The organism is Flavitalea plasmicola (genome assembly GCF_030546645.1).
GTDB lineage: Bacteria > Bacteroidota > Bacteroidia > Chitinophagales > Chitinophagaceae > Puia.
Map to the genome: position 1 here is coordinate 1 of NZ_JAUOTO010000002.1, position 14,765 is coordinate 14,765.

Sequence of the window (14,765 nt, forward strand, 5' to 3'; positions counted from 1 at the left end):
ATCGGCAGTGCAGTGAAGACCAGCTATAACGGCGCTGATCTCAGCTGTGCTACTTCCACAGATGGTAAGATCACGGTAACCGCATCGGGCGGAACCGGCACGTTACAATACTCGGATAACAATGGCTCGACCTTCCAGGCCGGCAATATATTCAGCGGACTGGGAGCGGGCTCTTACCAGATCGTGGTGAAAGATGCCAATGGTTGTATCAGCTCAGCAACTTCAGTGACCATCACGGCACCGGCGGCAGTAACCATCGGCAGTGCAGTGAAGACCAGCTATAACGGCGCTGATCTCAGCTGTGCTACTTCCACAGATGGTAAGATCACGGTGACTGCAAGCGGCGGAACCGGCACGCTACAATACTCGGATAACAATGGTTCGACTTTCCAGGCAGGCAATGTGTTCAGCGGACTGGGAGCGGGCACTTACCCGATCGTGGTGAAAGATGCCAATGGTTGCACCAGCTCAGCAACTTCGGTGACCATTACGGCGCCTGCTGCTGTGACGATCGGCAGCGCGGTGAAGGATTCTTACAACGGCGCCGATCTCAGCTGTGCTACTTCCACAGATGGTAAGATCACGGTGACTGCATCGGGCGGAACCGGCACGTTACAATACTCGGATGACAATGGTTCGACCTTCCAGGCCGGCAATGTGTTCAGCGGATTGGGAGCGGGCACTTATAAAATAGTAGTGAAAGATGCCAATGGTTGCACCAGCTCAGCCACTTCAGTGACCATCACGGCCCCGACGGCGGTGACGATCGGCAGTGCGGTGAAGACCAGCTATCACGGAGCCGATCTCAGCTGCGCCACATCAACAGACGGCAAGATCACCGTAACCGCATCGGGAGGAACCGGCACGCTGCAATACTCGGATGACAATGGTGCAACGTACCAGGCAGGCAATGTGTTCAGCAGTCTTGCCGCGGGAACCTATAAGATCGTAGTGAAGGATGTCAATGGATGCACCAGCACAGCGACGTCAGTGACCATCACGGCTCCGGCTGCATTAACTGCCATCTGTTCCAATAATAACAATGCGCTCTACTATGGCTATTCCGGCGATCAAACGTCAACGGTCACGGTGACACCTTCCGGTGGCGTAGGCCCATATAAAGTTACCATAACAATGAACCGACCCATGTTATGCAATCAGGTCAATGATGCCGGCGACGAATCCTGGATAGCCAGCGGAGGGACAACCGTTAACAACTCATGTCCTGTTAATCCCGGGCTGGCTACACTGATCCCTGCATCCACGGGTACCATCAGTTCGGGCTCGTATTCGACAACTGTTACGCTCATGGGAGATGCAGTTTTCACCTCGACCATCACCGATGCAAATGGATGTGTTACTACCTGCACCACCACGATCCAGGCTGAGGATGTTCGTTGCTTTGCAGGAACCAGCGGCGTTGCAAAAGTAACGTTGTGTCATAAGACGGGAAGCGCCAAGAATCCATGTGTGTCCATCTGTGTAGATCCGTCCGCCGTCCAGGAACACTTAGATCATGGAGATTTCTATGGCAAGTGTACTGCCAACTGCTTACCTCCTGCTTCGAGAACGATCACTGACCCAGGAACGGTGGGTGGGCAATCATCTTCGATAGGCAGCGTAACATCCGGCCGGCAGGTGATGACAGCCGATGTGATGCCTAATCCGACAGCGACCCATTTTACACTTCGCGTACAAAGCAGCAGCATGGAAGCTGTGGTAGTGAGAGTATTTGACATGGCGGGTCGCCAGGTCGAGCTCTTAAGAGGTGCAGCCGGTGGTTCATTCGAGTTCGGCAGCCGGCTGAAGCCAGGAATTTATATTGTTGAAGTTCACCAGGGAGATTATGCCAGGGTATTAAGGGTCGTAAAGATCTGAGAGGCCCACTCCCCATTTCGATAGTCTCTTCGGGTAAAACCAAAGGCTCGCAAACCTCAGTGTTTGCGGGCCTTGCCTATTGATCAGATCACACAATCTAAATCGTGTTGTTATGAGAAAGATCTTAAGATACGGGTTGGTGCTCCTTACACTCCCCTTTTTCCTACATTCTGCTCAAGGTCAGCCTGACCGTTTTGCCTATGCTGTCACAGCCCTTAACAAAGGGGGCAGCGAGTGGGTCGCCTTACGTAAACTGGATACCCAGACAGGGGAGTTCGGCGGCACATTGTTAAAAATGACTGACAGCAGTGTGGCGGCCATTGCTTACGACAGGAAGGCTCACCGGCTCTACTATGCTCCTATGAATACAGATCAGCTGCGCTGCATCGATCTCGCCACGATGAAGGTATATACTATCATGGAGCAATCCTTCAGCAAAGCAGGCAACTATAAATTTCAGCCTTCCAATCCTATCACACGGATGGTGATCGCTCCTGATGATTATGGATATACCATTACTAATGATGGGAATCACCTGATCCGATTTTCGACCCATGCCACCCCCACCCTCACTGACCTCGGAGAATTGCTGGACGATCCGCTGAATAAAGAAATGACCATACATAATCCCTGCGCCAACTCCGGCGGTGACATGGTTGCCGATGACGCCGGGCACCTGTATCTTATCAGCGCCAGCAACCGTGTATATAAGGTGGATATCGCCACCAGGATGACCACCTTTGTGGCAAGTATTTCCGGATTGCCGCAGCAATTTACCTCCAATGGCGCCGCTGTAGATGAGAATGGCAAATTGTTGATCAGCGGTTCGGGCTATGCGGATGCGTACTTTATCGTTGATCCTGCAACGTGGAATGCGTTGCCCTCTCCGCCAAATAGTAAGATCTATGGGAGCGCTGACCTTGCCAACAGCAATGTATTTCATACAAAAAACCCGACACCTCCTATTTTGATCTTAAATAAGTCATTGGACAGGCCCAGTAAGATCAAGGTCTTTCCGGACCCTGTCCTGTATGATGAAGTCAGCATTCAATTCAACGAGCTGCCGCCTGGCAATTACACCATCCAGCTGACCAATGTGTTGGGTAGAAAGGTAATACAACAAAAGGCCATCATCACCGAACCTGCACAGACCGAGATCATGTACATCCCGGGATATACGGCTCAGGGGCTTTACTATATTCGCGTCCTGAATGAAAACAATATCTTAGTGGGCACGCAAAAACTGGCGGTAACAAGAAGATGGTGACTTAATCTGCTATTGGGGGAAAGCAGATCTGTCCAGTCCGGGGATGATCCGGAGGGCATTCTTGTAATATACTTTTTTCAGCACTTCATCCGGCAGGGCCAGTCCGTACATCCGCCAAAAGGCATGGTACTTCTTATGGTAAGGAAAATATTCGTCGGCCGTCTCCAATACCCGGAAATAGGTGGCGTATTCCGAGGGTACCCAGGAATCCTTTCCGAAAAGGATCCTGTCCTGGTATTTAATAAAGAATTCCCTTGCCTGCCTGGGTTGTCTCCCCAGCTCTGCGATGATGGCGGCTATTTCGACATTTACATTCGGGCATTCATCCAACAATTTTCCCAATGAAGCGAGGTCACCCGCCAGCCAGCCGAAATGGGCGGCAATAAATATGGTATTCCGATGGGCCCTGAATACATGGTGTTGCTCTTCGATGATGGTCTTCCAGGAAGCAGGATCGGTATTTCCCCGTTTACGGTCGGGGTGGGTCTTCAGTTCCAGCCAGCGCTCGTTGTATTTGTCCATCGGATCCCAAAATGAGGCCGGGTCGGCGGAATGGATCAGTACCGGTATGTGAAGCGCCCCGCATTTTTCCCAAATCGGGTCCAGCCGGGGATCGTCCACAGGGATCCTTCTTCCCTGATCGTCTTTGAACTCCATGCCCAGGTCTTTATAGATCTTTAATCCTTTCGCTCCATTATGAACGTCTGCTTCCAGTTCCGCCAGGGCGTGTTCGATCCAACCTTTTTGCCCAAAATGTGCAAAGGAAATATTAGAGAACTGTATAAAGCGGCTGGGATAATGTGCCCGGATATTGGATTGCGCTTTCCTGAAATAAGTCGAATCCTGGACGTCAAAAAGGCCGTTGGTGTCTTTGTATCCCCTTCCGCTTAGGTTATTCATGACGGCCATATTGAGCTTATCCATTTCGCGGATCAACTCTGTCAGATCCTGTGACGGCATGCTCCACTGATGGTTATGGATGTCGACAAACGGGTACTTAGCACGTATAAGGACATGCGCAGGAACGACCAGCGTGGATCTCGGGTCATATTCTTCGAAATCCATTTTTTGTGCGGTAGACAGGATTGGCGCAAAACAGGTGAGAAAGAAAAATAAGTTCTTCTTTATGACATGTAGCATGGATTACTTTATTTGGCGGTAAATGTAACAAAAAACCCCTGGTATAACCCAGGGGTTTCATGACCGCAATGTCATTTGCCGATCATTGACCAACAGGACCGTTCTTCCAGTATTTTACGTTTTTCCAACGGGTCTCAGACCTGGAGCCTGAGATATTATACACGCCGCACTTGAAATAATGTGTTGCCTTGCCGCGATCCGCAAAGGTCCCTTTCAGTACGCTGTTCAGGTAGACATAGATCTTGCCATTGTCAGCATCATGCTGTACGTTCACGTGGATCCATTTATTATAGGCGCTCGTCATTAGTGTCTCGTTATCGTACCGTTTGATGGTGCCGCCGCTTGCCGAATGAATTGTAAGCAGGAGGGACGTCGCATTGGTTACACCGCCGAATACCTGCATAATGTCCGTTCCGTCAGAGCCTGAAACAACGTATACATCGCCTTCAAACTGATGCCTTCCGGTGGTATAGTCATTTTGCATACGTAATTCCGAACGGGGCCCGGTGGTGCAGCCTTCGAATTGACAGGCATCTCCCTGGAGGATCCAAAAATGATGCTCCCCTCCGGAAACGCTGTAGCGGCTGGATTGAGGCAGGTTCCATGGTGTTTGTATCGCATAGGTATAGGATGTTTGTGTCCATCCGCTGGTGGGGGCCGCAGCGGCGGCGCTTATTTGGGCGAAGCTGCTTTCTGAAGAAATCGGTTCGCTTCCCTGCAGTTGCGTTGCGTTCTTCCTGCAACTACCCACCAGAAGTGCGGGGAGCAAAAAAGCACATAAAATCCCCTGGGGGAGGAAAGGTCTCCCGCTGACATTTGATCGTAAGATTTTCATTTGACAAGTTTTAATGATTAATAGTGAATATCACCATCAAAACTTAGAAATTCCCGGAGTAGTAATAAGCCGGACTTTGGCATTCTATTCAATTAAATTACCCGATCAGCGAAGTGAGCAGTACATATCTATTTCTCCTGATAACTGCGTAGGCTTTCCGATGATCTGCCAATCAGCGTCCTTCCTTTCCACATACGCCAGCTTACCTTCAAAATGTCCTTTCACTCTCCTGGTCTTCCAGGGATTTCCCGCCTGCTGATCGTCAGTTACGGAGGTGATCACCAGCGACAATGGTTGCAGACCAAGCTTCGGCGCCAAATAGGCGGCTCTCGAGGTGCTGACAGGGGGCATCGGAACTTTAATATAGGGTCCAAAAAGTACCTCCTGTTGTTTTGTATCCATTCCATCCGCGCACTCCGAAGGATCTTTGCATGAGTATACCTGGTAGGTGCCGGCCTTAAGTTCCTTCATCAAACATGTTATGGCTAGCTGCAGGTCTTCTTTTTCGCTCATGACGCTCAGTGTCAGGTATTCCTGCCCCACATAGTTAAGGGACAGCACGGCGTCTTTGCCCATTGTGTAGTTTTTTCCGTCAACTGCAAGGGTTACCTTGTCCGGATTTTCGGCGCTTGCGCCAGATGTTGATTGGGAGCGTCCTTGTCCGCAATGGATACCTAGTATTGCCAAAACGCAAAAGAAAGCGATTGCACGATTTTTTTTCATTTTGTAAATATATCATGAATTGCGTATTTTTCTATTCCATGAACACACAATCCATACAGCTGGAGGTTTCTCCGTCCATTGGCAAGGTTTCAGCGGAGTACATCGTCCCTGAAGCAAGTAAATGCATCATGACGCTGGCCCACGGAGCTGGCGCAGGCATGCATCATTCATTTATGACGGCGCTGGCTGCCTCACTTTCGGATGTTGGCATTGCGACGCTGCGTTTCAATTTCCCCTTCACGGAGCACAAAAAAGGGAGACCCGATACGCCTGCGGTGGCGCATCAGACAATAGCTGCCGCGATCTCGGAGGCGCATCAAACGTTTCCTTCCCTGCCGGTCTTCGCCGCGGGTAAATCCTTTGGGGGGCGGATGACCTCGCAGTATATCGCGGCCAATCCCCCGCCGGAGGTCAAGGGTTTGGTTTTCTATGGATTTCCGTTGCACCCTGCCGGCAAGCCGTCTATCGACCGGGCTGCGCATTTAAAAGACGTAAAGGTGAGAATGCTTTTTTTACAGGGTACAAAAGATGATCTGGCGTCCTGGGACCTGATAGCATCGGTGTGTTCGTCGTTACCGAAAGCAAAATTGGTGAAGATAGAGGGAGCCAACCACATGTTCAAGGCCGGCAAAGTGGATACGATGGCCTTGCTGGTTAATGCGACCAATAATTGGATAGATAAAAAATGATAATCCAAATATCTTTAGATTTTCTGTTTCCCCTCCCCCATTGTTTCCCGACTTATTAGCAGGCAGTATGCAATCCCCGGCAGGCTGCACGGATGAGCAACGCACATCCGGCTTACGGAGTACTTTAACCATTAAAACTTGTTCTTATGGCCTTGACCCAGTTCTGCGATGTATTCGCGTCCTTTCACGAAAAAGGGTTCAATAACATTGTGACGGCCTTACAGCGTCAGCGGCCCTCCCTGTTTAATTACGGGACACAGGGGTATGTAAGCAATCCTTCCCTGTTGTGTTATAAGATCTTCCCGCAAAAAGTCGACCCCGAGGTCCTCACCCACCCCGATCCTGTGGTGAAGCTGCAGCAGCCCATCGCCATTCCCGGTTATGACGGTCCCTACGGACTCCAGTATTGCTTTCAGCTGGCCGAGCTGAGCATTGACTTTGCGCCCAATAACATCCACCACCTGCCCCCGGAATTAAACGGCCTGTTTGTGGATCAGTGTTTTTCCATCAAGGCCAGGGTTTGCGGCCAGATCAATTGCCCGGGATCAGATATCCTGACGAAGGTCACCCCTGATCTACCGGCCTATGCACCTTCGTTGCCCGGGTCGAAGACCGGCAGAGGGGATCAATACCCCGGCCAAAATCCCAACAACGATCCCGCCTACCATCCCGCCTCCGATCAGCCGAAGGCGTTGGTTCCCCTCATCCCCCTGCCCCTGAACAGGGAGAGCGACAATTGCTTTTGCGTGGATCTCTATGCCGTCTGCCGTCTGACGCGGGAAGGCAGCAGCGCAGATCCCGTGGTGGCCCTTTACCTCTCCGGCCTGGAGCTCGTGGATATCAAGCCGGACGGGCTGGAAAACAGCCTGGAATGTTTCCTGAAAACAACCCTGACCCTGGGTGTTTTCCCGAAAGTAAAGATCGCCATGAATGCCCTCGTGTTGCGGTTGAAGCATTTCCTGACCATCGAGCCTACGCCCATCAGCGTTAATGTGCCCCATAATCCCTCGATTGACAACGATCAGCTGAAGGTGTTTGTCACGCTTATACCATAATACTCACCCATTTTCCCATCTTAAAATTACTTCGTATGTCACATGTACAGGTAGCTGTCAACGAACGGGCCTTCAACAAGCTCGTCTACGGCGCTGCAAATGCGCTCTCGCACGTAGCTCCCCTCCATTTCAATGGAAGCCTCGGCCCCTTTTCGCTGGACCTGCTGGTTGGTTTCAAGCTGATCCCCGGCAATATTGTGGATCTTACTTCCGCCGGCACCGTAGTGATCAATAAACTGGAGATCGTCTACGATCCCCTGGTCATAACCTTCGGCATCGATATAGGCCCTGTGGTCATTCCTCCGTATTGTGCCGACATTTTGGGATGGGAGGTCTGTACGCCCGAGATCCCCATCATCCCTACGACTGTCCACATTCCTGTCCCCATCGACCTCAGCGGACTGGTGGTCAGCTCCTACAGCGGGGAGTTTTCTCTCAGTACCTCCCTGCAAACCCTGGCCGCCAGGGCCGGTATGGGAAATCACCGTGCCCACGCCACGACGGACACAACCAATGAGATACAGACCCATATCCTCTCTGTCCTTCAGAGCGCTACCTTCATTAGTTTATTACCTACTTCCACGCTCACCAGCATTGCCTCTCAATTAGCCGCCCTGGTGAAGAGCAATCTCGCGGATAAACAGCAGTTCTATTTGCACGAGATCCGGCAAAACATCAATCTCATCGATATCGGCGAGACGGTGAAGAACATCCTGAACGGCATCCTGGACAAGGTCCTGGACGCTATTTTCGGCTGGGTGCCTTCCAGTCTGCGGGACATTGCCAAAGCGCTCCTTGAACCCGTGATCGACGCCATTGGATTTGTGCTGGATCTTCCCAGTAACCTTACGTGGTGGCTGGAAGGGTTGCTGGGCACGAACCTGGGACTCTTAAATACGGTATTGGGCTTTGTAGAACAATTGCTGGGCGCCATCGTTCCCGTCTATCAATTCGAGAATCCCTATCCCGTCATCGAAGACAGCAGCGGTCTGATCCCTGTGCTGATCGGTGTCGAAAAGCTCTCCGCTGTCATCAACGACGATGAATTCGTCTTATCGACCAATATTAGTAATTCATAAAACATCAGTTATGCCCGCTTTATTAAATACCAGCCTGTTTATCCACCGGGAGGTCCGGACGAATGGATTTAACAACCTGATCTGCATTGCCCACCCTGTCGCAGCCCCCGGCATGTATCATGGCGACGTGTATCTGCAAAAAACTTTCCTGGGCCGATTTCACCTCCATTGCGAGGCTAATTCCGCCAACCGGCAGGTGAACATCGACCTCTCGCATTTCGATCCTTTGTTCCATCACCGTCATGCACATATGCGCCAGGGCATACCCGGGTATTCTTTGGCGCCAGGTGGTCCCCTGGTACTGCATGCCACAGAACACCACAATGGTCTCTATGTCGTGCTGGAAAAAGTTAAGGAAGAAAGAAACGCGAAGTCAGCAGGCGCGGCAGAGCGTACGCCAGTCCCAGTCTTCGATAGCCGAAAACTAATGAACAGGGACTACGTTATGCTGAGACCGGTGGCCACTGGTGATTTCCTGTTGCGCAGTGAGGCAGGTCAGCATCAGGTCCGGGTACATGTAAACACGGCAGATGAAGGGAAGTATTATCATCCTTCCAAACTCGACCCTGTGTGGTTGAGGCTATCCGCCGATGGGTTTAATGAGAGTTCGGTTTCCATTCAGCCTTTCCAGCTCATCCTGATAGCCATTGAAGTGAGTGATGCCCGGCTGGAGTTTACGGAAGTGCTGACATCCAGCCAGTAAACTGGAACAAAAACTGTCTTCTTGTCTTATATTTCGTTCTCACAGGCTATTTTGTCAAAACCCGAAAATCACCGAAATTAATGTAGCATTGACAATCAATGAGATGCGAAGAGGTGTTCCACCGAGACCCCGTCGTTAAAATCAGGTCGGTATTTTGCATTCATTCTGCAGGTTTATTTGAATTCTTAAACAAAAAGAGGAGAATAAAAATGTCAGAAACATGGAACAAAAGAGAACGGGAAAGAAACAAGCAGCAAAAGAAGAAAGAAAAGCTTGAAAGAAGACAGGAGAAGAGATTAGCCAATAAGGGCAAGCATGATCTGGAAAGCATGCTGGCTTATGTTGATGAAAATGGAAATCTCACTTCCAAGCCGGTGGATCCCAAAAAACGGGCATCTATCAATGCGGAGGACATCGACATCAGTATTGGCGGGCAGAGGGATTTGCATCCCGCCGATGCGGGTCAGGTCGGTGTTGTTACCCTTTTTAAGACCGATAAGGGCTATGGTTTTATCAAGAACCTGGAAACGCAGGAGAGCTATTTCTTCCACGTCAATTCACTGGCAGAGCCTGTGAAAGAAAATAATAAGGTTAGCTTTGAGGTCGAAAAAGGGCCCAAAGGTCTGAGCGCCATCAATGTGAGGATCGTCAGGGGTTAAAAAACAATTCTACTATTACTAAAAGGAAATCTATGAAGATCGAAAAAGCCATTCTTGCCGGAGGCTGCTTTTGGGGTGTCGAAGAACTTATACGTAGTGTTCCTGGTGTTATCTCGACCGTTGTCGGCTACACCGGGGGAGATGTACCCAACGCTACATACAGGAATCATGGTACGCATGCGGAGGGTATCGAGATCAGCTTTGATGCGGACAAACTTTCCTATCGTAAGCTGCTGGAGTTCTTCTTCCAGATACATGATCCGACCACCCGGAACAGGCAGGGCAATGATATCGGGACCTCGTATCGTTCAGCGATCTTTTACCTGAACGAAGAGCAGAAAGAAGTGGCCCTTGCGTTGATTGCCGAAATGACGGCATCTCGCGTCTGGCCGGGTCCGATCGTGACCGAGATAGTACCCGCAAAGGAGTTCTGGGTTGCAGAAGAAGAGCATCAGAACTATTTGCAGAAACATCCGTACGGCTATACGTGTCATTATGTACGGCCGGATTGGAAGCTAAGCGCAGAATCAAAAGTTTAACAGATACGGGTAACAGGAGAATCAGCCGGCCGGATTTTTCCGGCTGGCTATAATATTTTCCGGCTGGCTATAACAATGCGATGCATTCGACGGATACCAGGATGCCTGCAGGGAACGGCATGACCTGGGGGGTACTGCGAGCCGGCGCATTTGCACATGGAATTGATGGCAGAGAGGTAATATTTGACTGGGGCCAGATTTTAGCCCTTATCTTTGCAATTAAGGTAAAAATAGCCCACTGAATATGAAATATGAAGATCTGCTAAAAACACAATCGGCAGAAATAATCGAGCGATTACTGACAGACGTGCTGAGTAAGGATGCGGTAGAAGTGCACTTTAATTTTGAGGATGATGACCAGTGGTCGTTTGTTACTATGCATATATATGAGGAAGACAAAGAGTTTTCACTCAGGCTGCACCAGGATGGCCTGTATGACCTGCTTTTCGGCTACTATGATGAAGACGATGAATTTTTCGAGATCGTTCAGCCCCTCACCGAGGAAGAAAAAAAGATGATCCCGGAACGTCTCAAAAAAGTAATGGCAAAAGTGCTGGCAGATGAAAAGGGCATGCGGTTGCCTAAGGATTTCCTTTCCAGGTAGCGCCTGTCAGGCTGAGCTAGGCAAGAATTTGACCCGAGTATTTGCTTAACTTTAGAAGAAAAATGGTTCTTCCCATCGGTGACGATAACCGGGACAGGAAAACGACCCCTGTCGTAAATTACCTTCTTATAGCGTTAAACATTTTCGCTTTCATCTATTGGCAAAAATGGGGGCATGCCGAGGGTGTTACCTTTTCGTATGCTGCCGTCCCCGGCGAAATATTAACAGGACACGATATTGTCACCGATGCAAAGACCCTGGTAGACCCATACACCGGCCAACGGTTTGCGCTGCCGGGTTTGGGGATAACTCCTATCCCCGTTTTTCTTACTTTATTTACTTCCATGTTCATGCATGGAGGACTGTCGCACCTGGCCGGCAACATGTTGTTCCTGTTCCTTTTTGGCGACAATGTGGAGGATGCGATGGGACATGTAAAATACCTTATATTTTATCTCCTGTGCGGCGTGCTGGCCGGGTTAAGCCACGTTTTCAGCACGTTGTTCCTGGGGCAAAACCTGCTGATCCCCAGTTTGGGTGCATCCGGCGCTATTTCGGCTGTGATGGCTGCCTATATGAGATTATTCCCCGGCAAGAAGGTGTATTTATGGATCTTCCTGTTTATCGTTTCGGTACCCGCATTTGTCGCTGTTGGGCTATGGTTTGCGTTACAGGTTATAAATGGATTAGGCATGCTGGGCGGTGAAGAGGTCGGAGAAGTGGCTTATGCCGCCCACATAGGCGGCTTTATCTTTGGTTTGTTGTTGACTGGCCGGTTTGCCAAAGGCTATCTTTCCCGAAGGAAAGGTTCCAGAGGAAGGTGAGGGTTTAAGACGGGTCACAGACCTCTTTTGACTGGCATGCGCAGAACAAACTCCGCCCCCCCGCTGTTCCCCGGGTTGTAAGTCACCATGCATCCGATGGCTTTTGCCAGGTCCCTGATAATGTGCAGGCCCAGGCCAGTCCTCGCTCCGCTGGGGACGGATTCGTCGTATAGGGCTTTCAACTGTTCGTCGCTGGCGCCGGGGCCATTGTCCGAAATGGAGAGGAATACGTCACTCTGCTCCCGCCAGGCTTTCCAGGTGATTTGTCCACCTGTCTTCTGCCGGAGCGCCTTCGTGGCATTGGCCGTTAGATTGTACATGATGGTCTGGAGGTAGTGTTCGTCGGTCCGGAGATCCAGGTTATCGGCAGCAGAAAAACTAAGAACAATCTGATCCGTGTCCGGAAAGTTTTTCCGCAGGTAAGCAAAGAGGTTTTCCACCGGGACGACGGAAAGAGAAGGTTTAAAATGTTCCATCTGTCCCTTGCTCCACAGCAGCATAGCTTCCATCGTCTCCAGTAACAGGCTGGCAGAATCGGTGATCTTTTTTTCCCGGAGGGTAATCTGCTCTTCGCTCAGGAGTCCGGGCCGTCTCTTTTGCAACTGGAGGAAGTTGATGAGGTTGGCAATGGGGCTGCGCAAGTCATGACTGAGAATGCCGAAGAATTTTGCCTTCACTTTATTGGCTTCGTCCAGTTCATTGTTCAGCACGAGTAAAGTAGTATTGTTCCTTTTACGGATCAGACTTTGCCTGTACAGTAGTCCCCCGATGACGGCCAATAAGATCAGCCCGATGGTGAGAAATAATTCTTCTCTGTGCTGGTTGGTGATAGTCGCCTTATTCAACGCGATCTCGGTATTCTTCTTATCCAGTTCCAGCTTACTCATGGCCGCGGCAATCTTGTTCTTATTTTCCTGGGAGTAAACGGAGTCTTTGATCTCCTGGTAACTTTTATAATTTAAGTAAGCGTCCTTATAATTCCCTGATAGCGCATAAGCTTCCGCCAAAGAGGCCTGAAATTCAGATTGGGCAGTCTTAATACTTTTTGTCCCGCTCTTTTGTACGGCTTCTTCCAGGTAGGCGGTAGCCTGTTGCAGTAGTTTCTCCCGGCCATCGGGCGCCTGTTTTGCAAGTTGCAAATAGTAATAGCCGAGGATACCCATAGTATTGATGGCATCTTCACTCGAAGGTCCCGTTACATCCCATATTTTTTTGGCTTCGAGACCATATTTAATGGCATTGGGATAGTCCTGCCGGCCGGAATAATATTCTGCTATGGAGTTCAATATCGTTGCTTCCTTGAGCTTGTTCCCGCTGACCCTGGTGAGGGCCAGGGCTTTGCGATAGTAATAGATGGCCGAGTCGTCCTTATGCAGGTGCAGGTAAATATCTCCTATGATGCCCAGTGGCCCGGGAAGGTGGTCCTGGTTATCGCTCAGCGTGTCCAGCCTATAGCTCAGCGTATAGGCGGCAACGGATTGCCTGGCATAGTCCAGCCCTTTTGCGTAGTCTTCCTGGTATCTATACACCAGGCCCAGGTTCTCTGCGCCGAGGCCAATAAGAAAATTATCTTTGCGCGCCTTGCCTATTTCCAGGGTATTCATAAAGTACCGGGCAGCCGCGACAAAATCGCTTTTGGCCTTGGCAATGGTTCCCAGGTTATTATTGGAGGCGGCGATGTTGAAGCTATCGTTGATCTTTATAAAAAGGTCCAGCGCTTTGCGATGTCTGTTCAGGGCCGAATCAAGCTGTCCCCTGGTAGTGAAAATATTGGCATAATTTATATTGAAAACGGCGATACCCCTGGTCCAATTCATCCGGCTTGCTAATGCCATACCCATATCTGCGTATTTCAAGGCCGAGTCGGTATTTACGTCCTGGTAATAGATGCAGACCTTATTACAGATCCGGGCCCTCATCGAATCATTCGGGGCTTTGGACAGGACGGATACTTCCGAATCGACTAGTGCCTGCCCTTCTTTTTGAGCCTGAGCGAAAAGGCTATATAGCAAGAGGATAAGGAAAATTGTGTATCGCATCATTAGAGGTCAGGGCTTTAAGAAATTGAGTGAATCTTTATAATTCCTTCCCACGGGTAAAGGGACGTTTGCGACCAGGACCTCACCCGCGCTGACCTTTTCAATAAAGTGCTTATGTACCGCAAAGCTCCGGTGGATGCGGATGAAATTGCAGAACACCTCTTCTTTCAGGAGATTGCCCAGGGTGGACAGCACCGCATATTTCCGGCTGGTCGTCACGATGCTGGTATAATTGTTCAATGCCTCGAAGTAGATGATCTCATGGAGCTGCAGCTTTACCTGCTTCGTCCCGTCCTTTATGAAGATGGTATCGGCGCCCAATGTATGGTTCAGCAATTCCGCCTTCTGACGGATGGTAAAATAGTCTTGCAGCCTGGCCATGGTTTTTGCAAACCGTTTGGATGAAAAGGGTTTTACCAGGAAGTCCAGCGCGGCCATTTCAAAGCTTTCCAATGCATAATCGGGGTAGGAAGTGATAAAGATACAGGCGGGGATATGCAGCAATCGCTCTCTTAATTCCAACCCGCTCATCCCGGGCATGTCGATATCCAGGAAGAGTGCATCGGGCGCCTTTTGTTGGGCAGCGGCCAGGCCCGCCGCAGCGGATCCATATCTGCCTGTCACTTCTAAATAGGGATAGTCTTCCAGGAAAGAGATGATCGTATGCAGGTCCACCTCATCGTCATCTACTACCATGCAGGAAATTTTATCGGTCATTTGGTGCAGAATTG

Annotated in this window: 15 protein-coding genes; 10 read left to right on the forward strand and 5 right to left on the reverse strand. The window is 50.1% G+C overall.

What is annotated here, in order from left to right:
• Both Q4E93_RS05470 and Q4E93_RS05475 read left to right on the forward strand, forming a co-directional pair.
• Positions 1–1,878, forward strand: a 1,878-nt coding sequence (locus Q4E93_RS05470) for a T9SS type A sorting domain-containing protein (protein WP_303583246.1), incomplete at its 5' end; no start/stop codon positions are given.
• 112 nt (positions 1,879–1,990) lie between these two features.
• A complete protein-coding gene (locus tag Q4E93_RS05475; protein WP_303583247.1) occupies positions 1,991–3,145 on the forward strand; it encodes a T9SS type A sorting domain-containing protein in 1,155 nt (384 codons plus the stop codon).
• 9 nt (positions 3,146–3,154) lie between these two features.
• Here the strand turns inward: Q4E93_RS05475 and Q4E93_RS05480 are convergent, their stop codons facing one another.
• From Q4E93_RS05480 to Q4E93_RS05490, 3 genes are all read right to left on the reverse strand, one after another.
• Positions 3,155–4,285: an amidohydrolase family protein gene (locus Q4E93_RS05480; protein WP_303583248.1), complete on the reverse strand. Its 1,131-nt coding sequence runs from the start codon at positions 4,283–4,285 to the stop codon at positions 3,155–3,157.
• Positions 4,286–4,367: 82 nt separating this feature from the next.
• Entirely contained in the window at positions 4,368–5,120 is a 753-nt protein-coding gene (locus Q4E93_RS05485) for a polysaccharide lyase family 7 protein (protein ID WP_303583250.1), read from the reverse strand.
• Positions 5,121–5,225: 105 nt separating this feature from the next.
• Positions 5,226–5,696: a hypothetical protein gene (locus Q4E93_RS05490; protein ID WP_303583252.1), complete on the reverse strand. Its 471-nt coding sequence runs from the start codon at positions 5,694–5,696 to the stop codon at positions 5,226–5,228.
• Between the two features lie 185 nt (positions 5,697–5,881).
• Between Q4E93_RS05490 and Q4E93_RS05495 the strand changes: the two genes are divergently transcribed.
• The 8 genes from Q4E93_RS05495 (at position 5,882) to Q4E93_RS05530 (ending at position 11,995) form a co-directional block, all read left to right on the forward strand.
• Positions 5,882–6,532 (forward strand): alpha/beta hydrolase family protein, encoded by a 651-nt coding sequence (locus Q4E93_RS05495; RefSeq protein WP_303583254.1) that lies wholly within the window; start codon positions 5,882–5,884, stop codon positions 6,530–6,532.
• A 146-nt stretch (positions 6,533–6,678) separates the two neighbouring features.
• Positions 6,679–7,587 (forward strand): hypothetical protein, encoded by a 909-nt coding sequence (locus Q4E93_RS05500; RefSeq protein ID WP_303583256.1) that lies wholly within the window; start codon positions 6,679–6,681, stop codon positions 7,585–7,587.
• Positions 7,588–7,622: 35 nt separating this feature from the next.
• Positions 7,623–8,666, forward strand: a complete 1,044-nt coding sequence (locus tag Q4E93_RS05505) for a hypothetical protein (protein ID WP_303583257.1) — start codon at positions 7,623–7,625, stop codon at positions 8,664–8,666.
• A gap of 10 nt (positions 8,667–8,676) precedes the next feature.
• Positions 8,677–9,369, forward strand: a complete 693-nt coding sequence (locus Q4E93_RS05510) for a hypothetical protein (RefSeq protein WP_303583258.1) — start codon at positions 8,677–8,679, stop codon at positions 9,367–9,369.
• A 209-nt stretch (positions 9,370–9,578) separates the two neighbouring features.
• On the forward strand, positions 9,579–10,028 hold the full coding sequence (locus tag Q4E93_RS05515; protein WP_303583259.1) for a cold-shock protein: 450 nt from the start codon (positions 9,579–9,581) through the stop codon (positions 10,026–10,028).
• 32 nt (positions 10,029–10,060) lie between these two features.
• On the forward strand, positions 10,061–10,567 hold the full coding sequence (msrA, locus tag Q4E93_RS05520) for a peptide-methionine (S)-S-oxide reductase MsrA (RefSeq protein ID WP_303583260.1): 507 nt from the start codon (positions 10,061–10,063) through the stop codon (positions 10,565–10,567).
• Positions 10,568–10,811: 244 nt separating this feature from the next.
• Positions 10,812–11,171, forward strand: a complete 360-nt coding sequence (locus Q4E93_RS05525) for a hypothetical protein (RefSeq protein WP_303583261.1) — start codon at positions 10,812–10,814, stop codon at positions 11,169–11,171.
• 62 nt (positions 11,172–11,233) lie between these two features.
• On the forward strand, positions 11,234–11,995 hold the full coding sequence (locus Q4E93_RS05530; RefSeq protein WP_303583263.1) for a rhomboid family intramembrane serine protease: 762 nt from the start codon (positions 11,234–11,236) through the stop codon (positions 11,993–11,995).
• 14 nt (positions 11,996–12,009) lie between these two features.
• Here the strand turns inward: Q4E93_RS05530 and Q4E93_RS05535 are convergent, their stop codons facing one another.
• Both Q4E93_RS05535 and Q4E93_RS05540 read right to left on the reverse strand, forming a co-directional pair.
• The gene (locus tag Q4E93_RS05535; RefSeq protein ID WP_303583264.1) at positions 12,010–14,034 is read right to left on the reverse strand and encodes a tetratricopeptide repeat-containing sensor histidine kinase; all 2,025 of its coding nucleotides are present in this window, start codon (positions 14,032–14,034) and stop codon (positions 12,010–12,012) included.
• Between the two features lie 9 nt (positions 14,035–14,043).
• Positions 14,044–14,751, reverse strand: a complete 708-nt coding sequence (locus tag Q4E93_RS05540) for a LytR/AlgR family response regulator transcription factor (RefSeq protein WP_303583265.1) — start codon at positions 14,749–14,751, stop codon at positions 14,044–14,046.
• Positions 14,752–14,765 lie beyond the last annotated feature (14 nt).

What these genes read in the sequence shown, in the direction of transcription:
- Q4E93_RS05475 (WP_303583247.1), top strand. Translation starts at nt 1,991, where the DNA reads ATGAGAAAGATCTTAAGATACGGGTTGGTGCTCCTTACACTCCCCTTT.
- Q4E93_RS05480 (WP_303583248.1), bottom strand. Translation starts at nt 4,285, where the DNA reads ATGCTACATGTCATAAAGAAGAACTTATTTTTCTTTCTCACCTGTTTT.
- Q4E93_RS05485 (WP_303583250.1), bottom strand. Translation starts at nt 5,120, where the DNA reads ATGAAAATCTTACGATCAAATGTCAGCGGGAGACCTTTCCTCCCCCAG.
- Q4E93_RS05490 (WP_303583252.1), bottom strand. Translation starts at nt 5,696, where the DNA reads ATGGGCAAAGACGCCGTGCTGTCCCTTAACTATGTGGGGCAGGAATAC.
- Q4E93_RS05495 (WP_303583254.1), top strand. Translation starts at nt 5,882, where the DNA reads ATGAACACACAATCCATACAGCTGGAGGTTTCTCCGTCCATTGGCAAG.
- Q4E93_RS05500 (WP_303583256.1), top strand. Translation starts at nt 6,679, where the DNA reads ATGGCCTTGACCCAGTTCTGCGATGTATTCGCGTCCTTTCACGAAAAA.
- Q4E93_RS05505 (WP_303583257.1), top strand. Translation starts at nt 7,623, where the DNA reads ATGTCACATGTACAGGTAGCTGTCAACGAACGGGCCTTCAACAAGCTC.
- Q4E93_RS05510 (WP_303583258.1), top strand. Translation starts at nt 8,677, where the DNA reads ATGCCCGCTTTATTAAATACCAGCCTGTTTATCCACCGGGAGGTCCGG.
- Q4E93_RS05515 (WP_303583259.1), top strand. Translation starts at nt 9,579, where the DNA reads ATGTCAGAAACATGGAACAAAAGAGAACGGGAAAGAAACAAGCAGCAA.
- msrA (WP_303583260.1), top strand. Translation starts at nt 10,061, where the DNA reads ATGAAGATCGAAAAAGCCATTCTTGCCGGAGGCTGCTTTTGGGGTGTC.
- Q4E93_RS05525 (WP_303583261.1), top strand. Translation starts at nt 10,812, where the DNA reads ATGAAATATGAAGATCTGCTAAAAACACAATCGGCAGAAATAATCGAG.
- Q4E93_RS05530 (WP_303583263.1), top strand. Translation starts at nt 11,234, where the DNA reads ATGGTTCTTCCCATCGGTGACGATAACCGGGACAGGAAAACGACCCCT.
- Q4E93_RS05535 (WP_303583264.1), bottom strand. Translation starts at nt 14,034, where the DNA reads ATGCGATACACAATTTTCCTTATCCTCTTGCTATATAGCCTTTTCGCT.
- Q4E93_RS05540 (WP_303583265.1), bottom strand. Translation starts at nt 14,751, where the DNA reads ATGACCGATAAAATTTCCTGCATGGTAGTAGATGACGATGAGGTGGAC.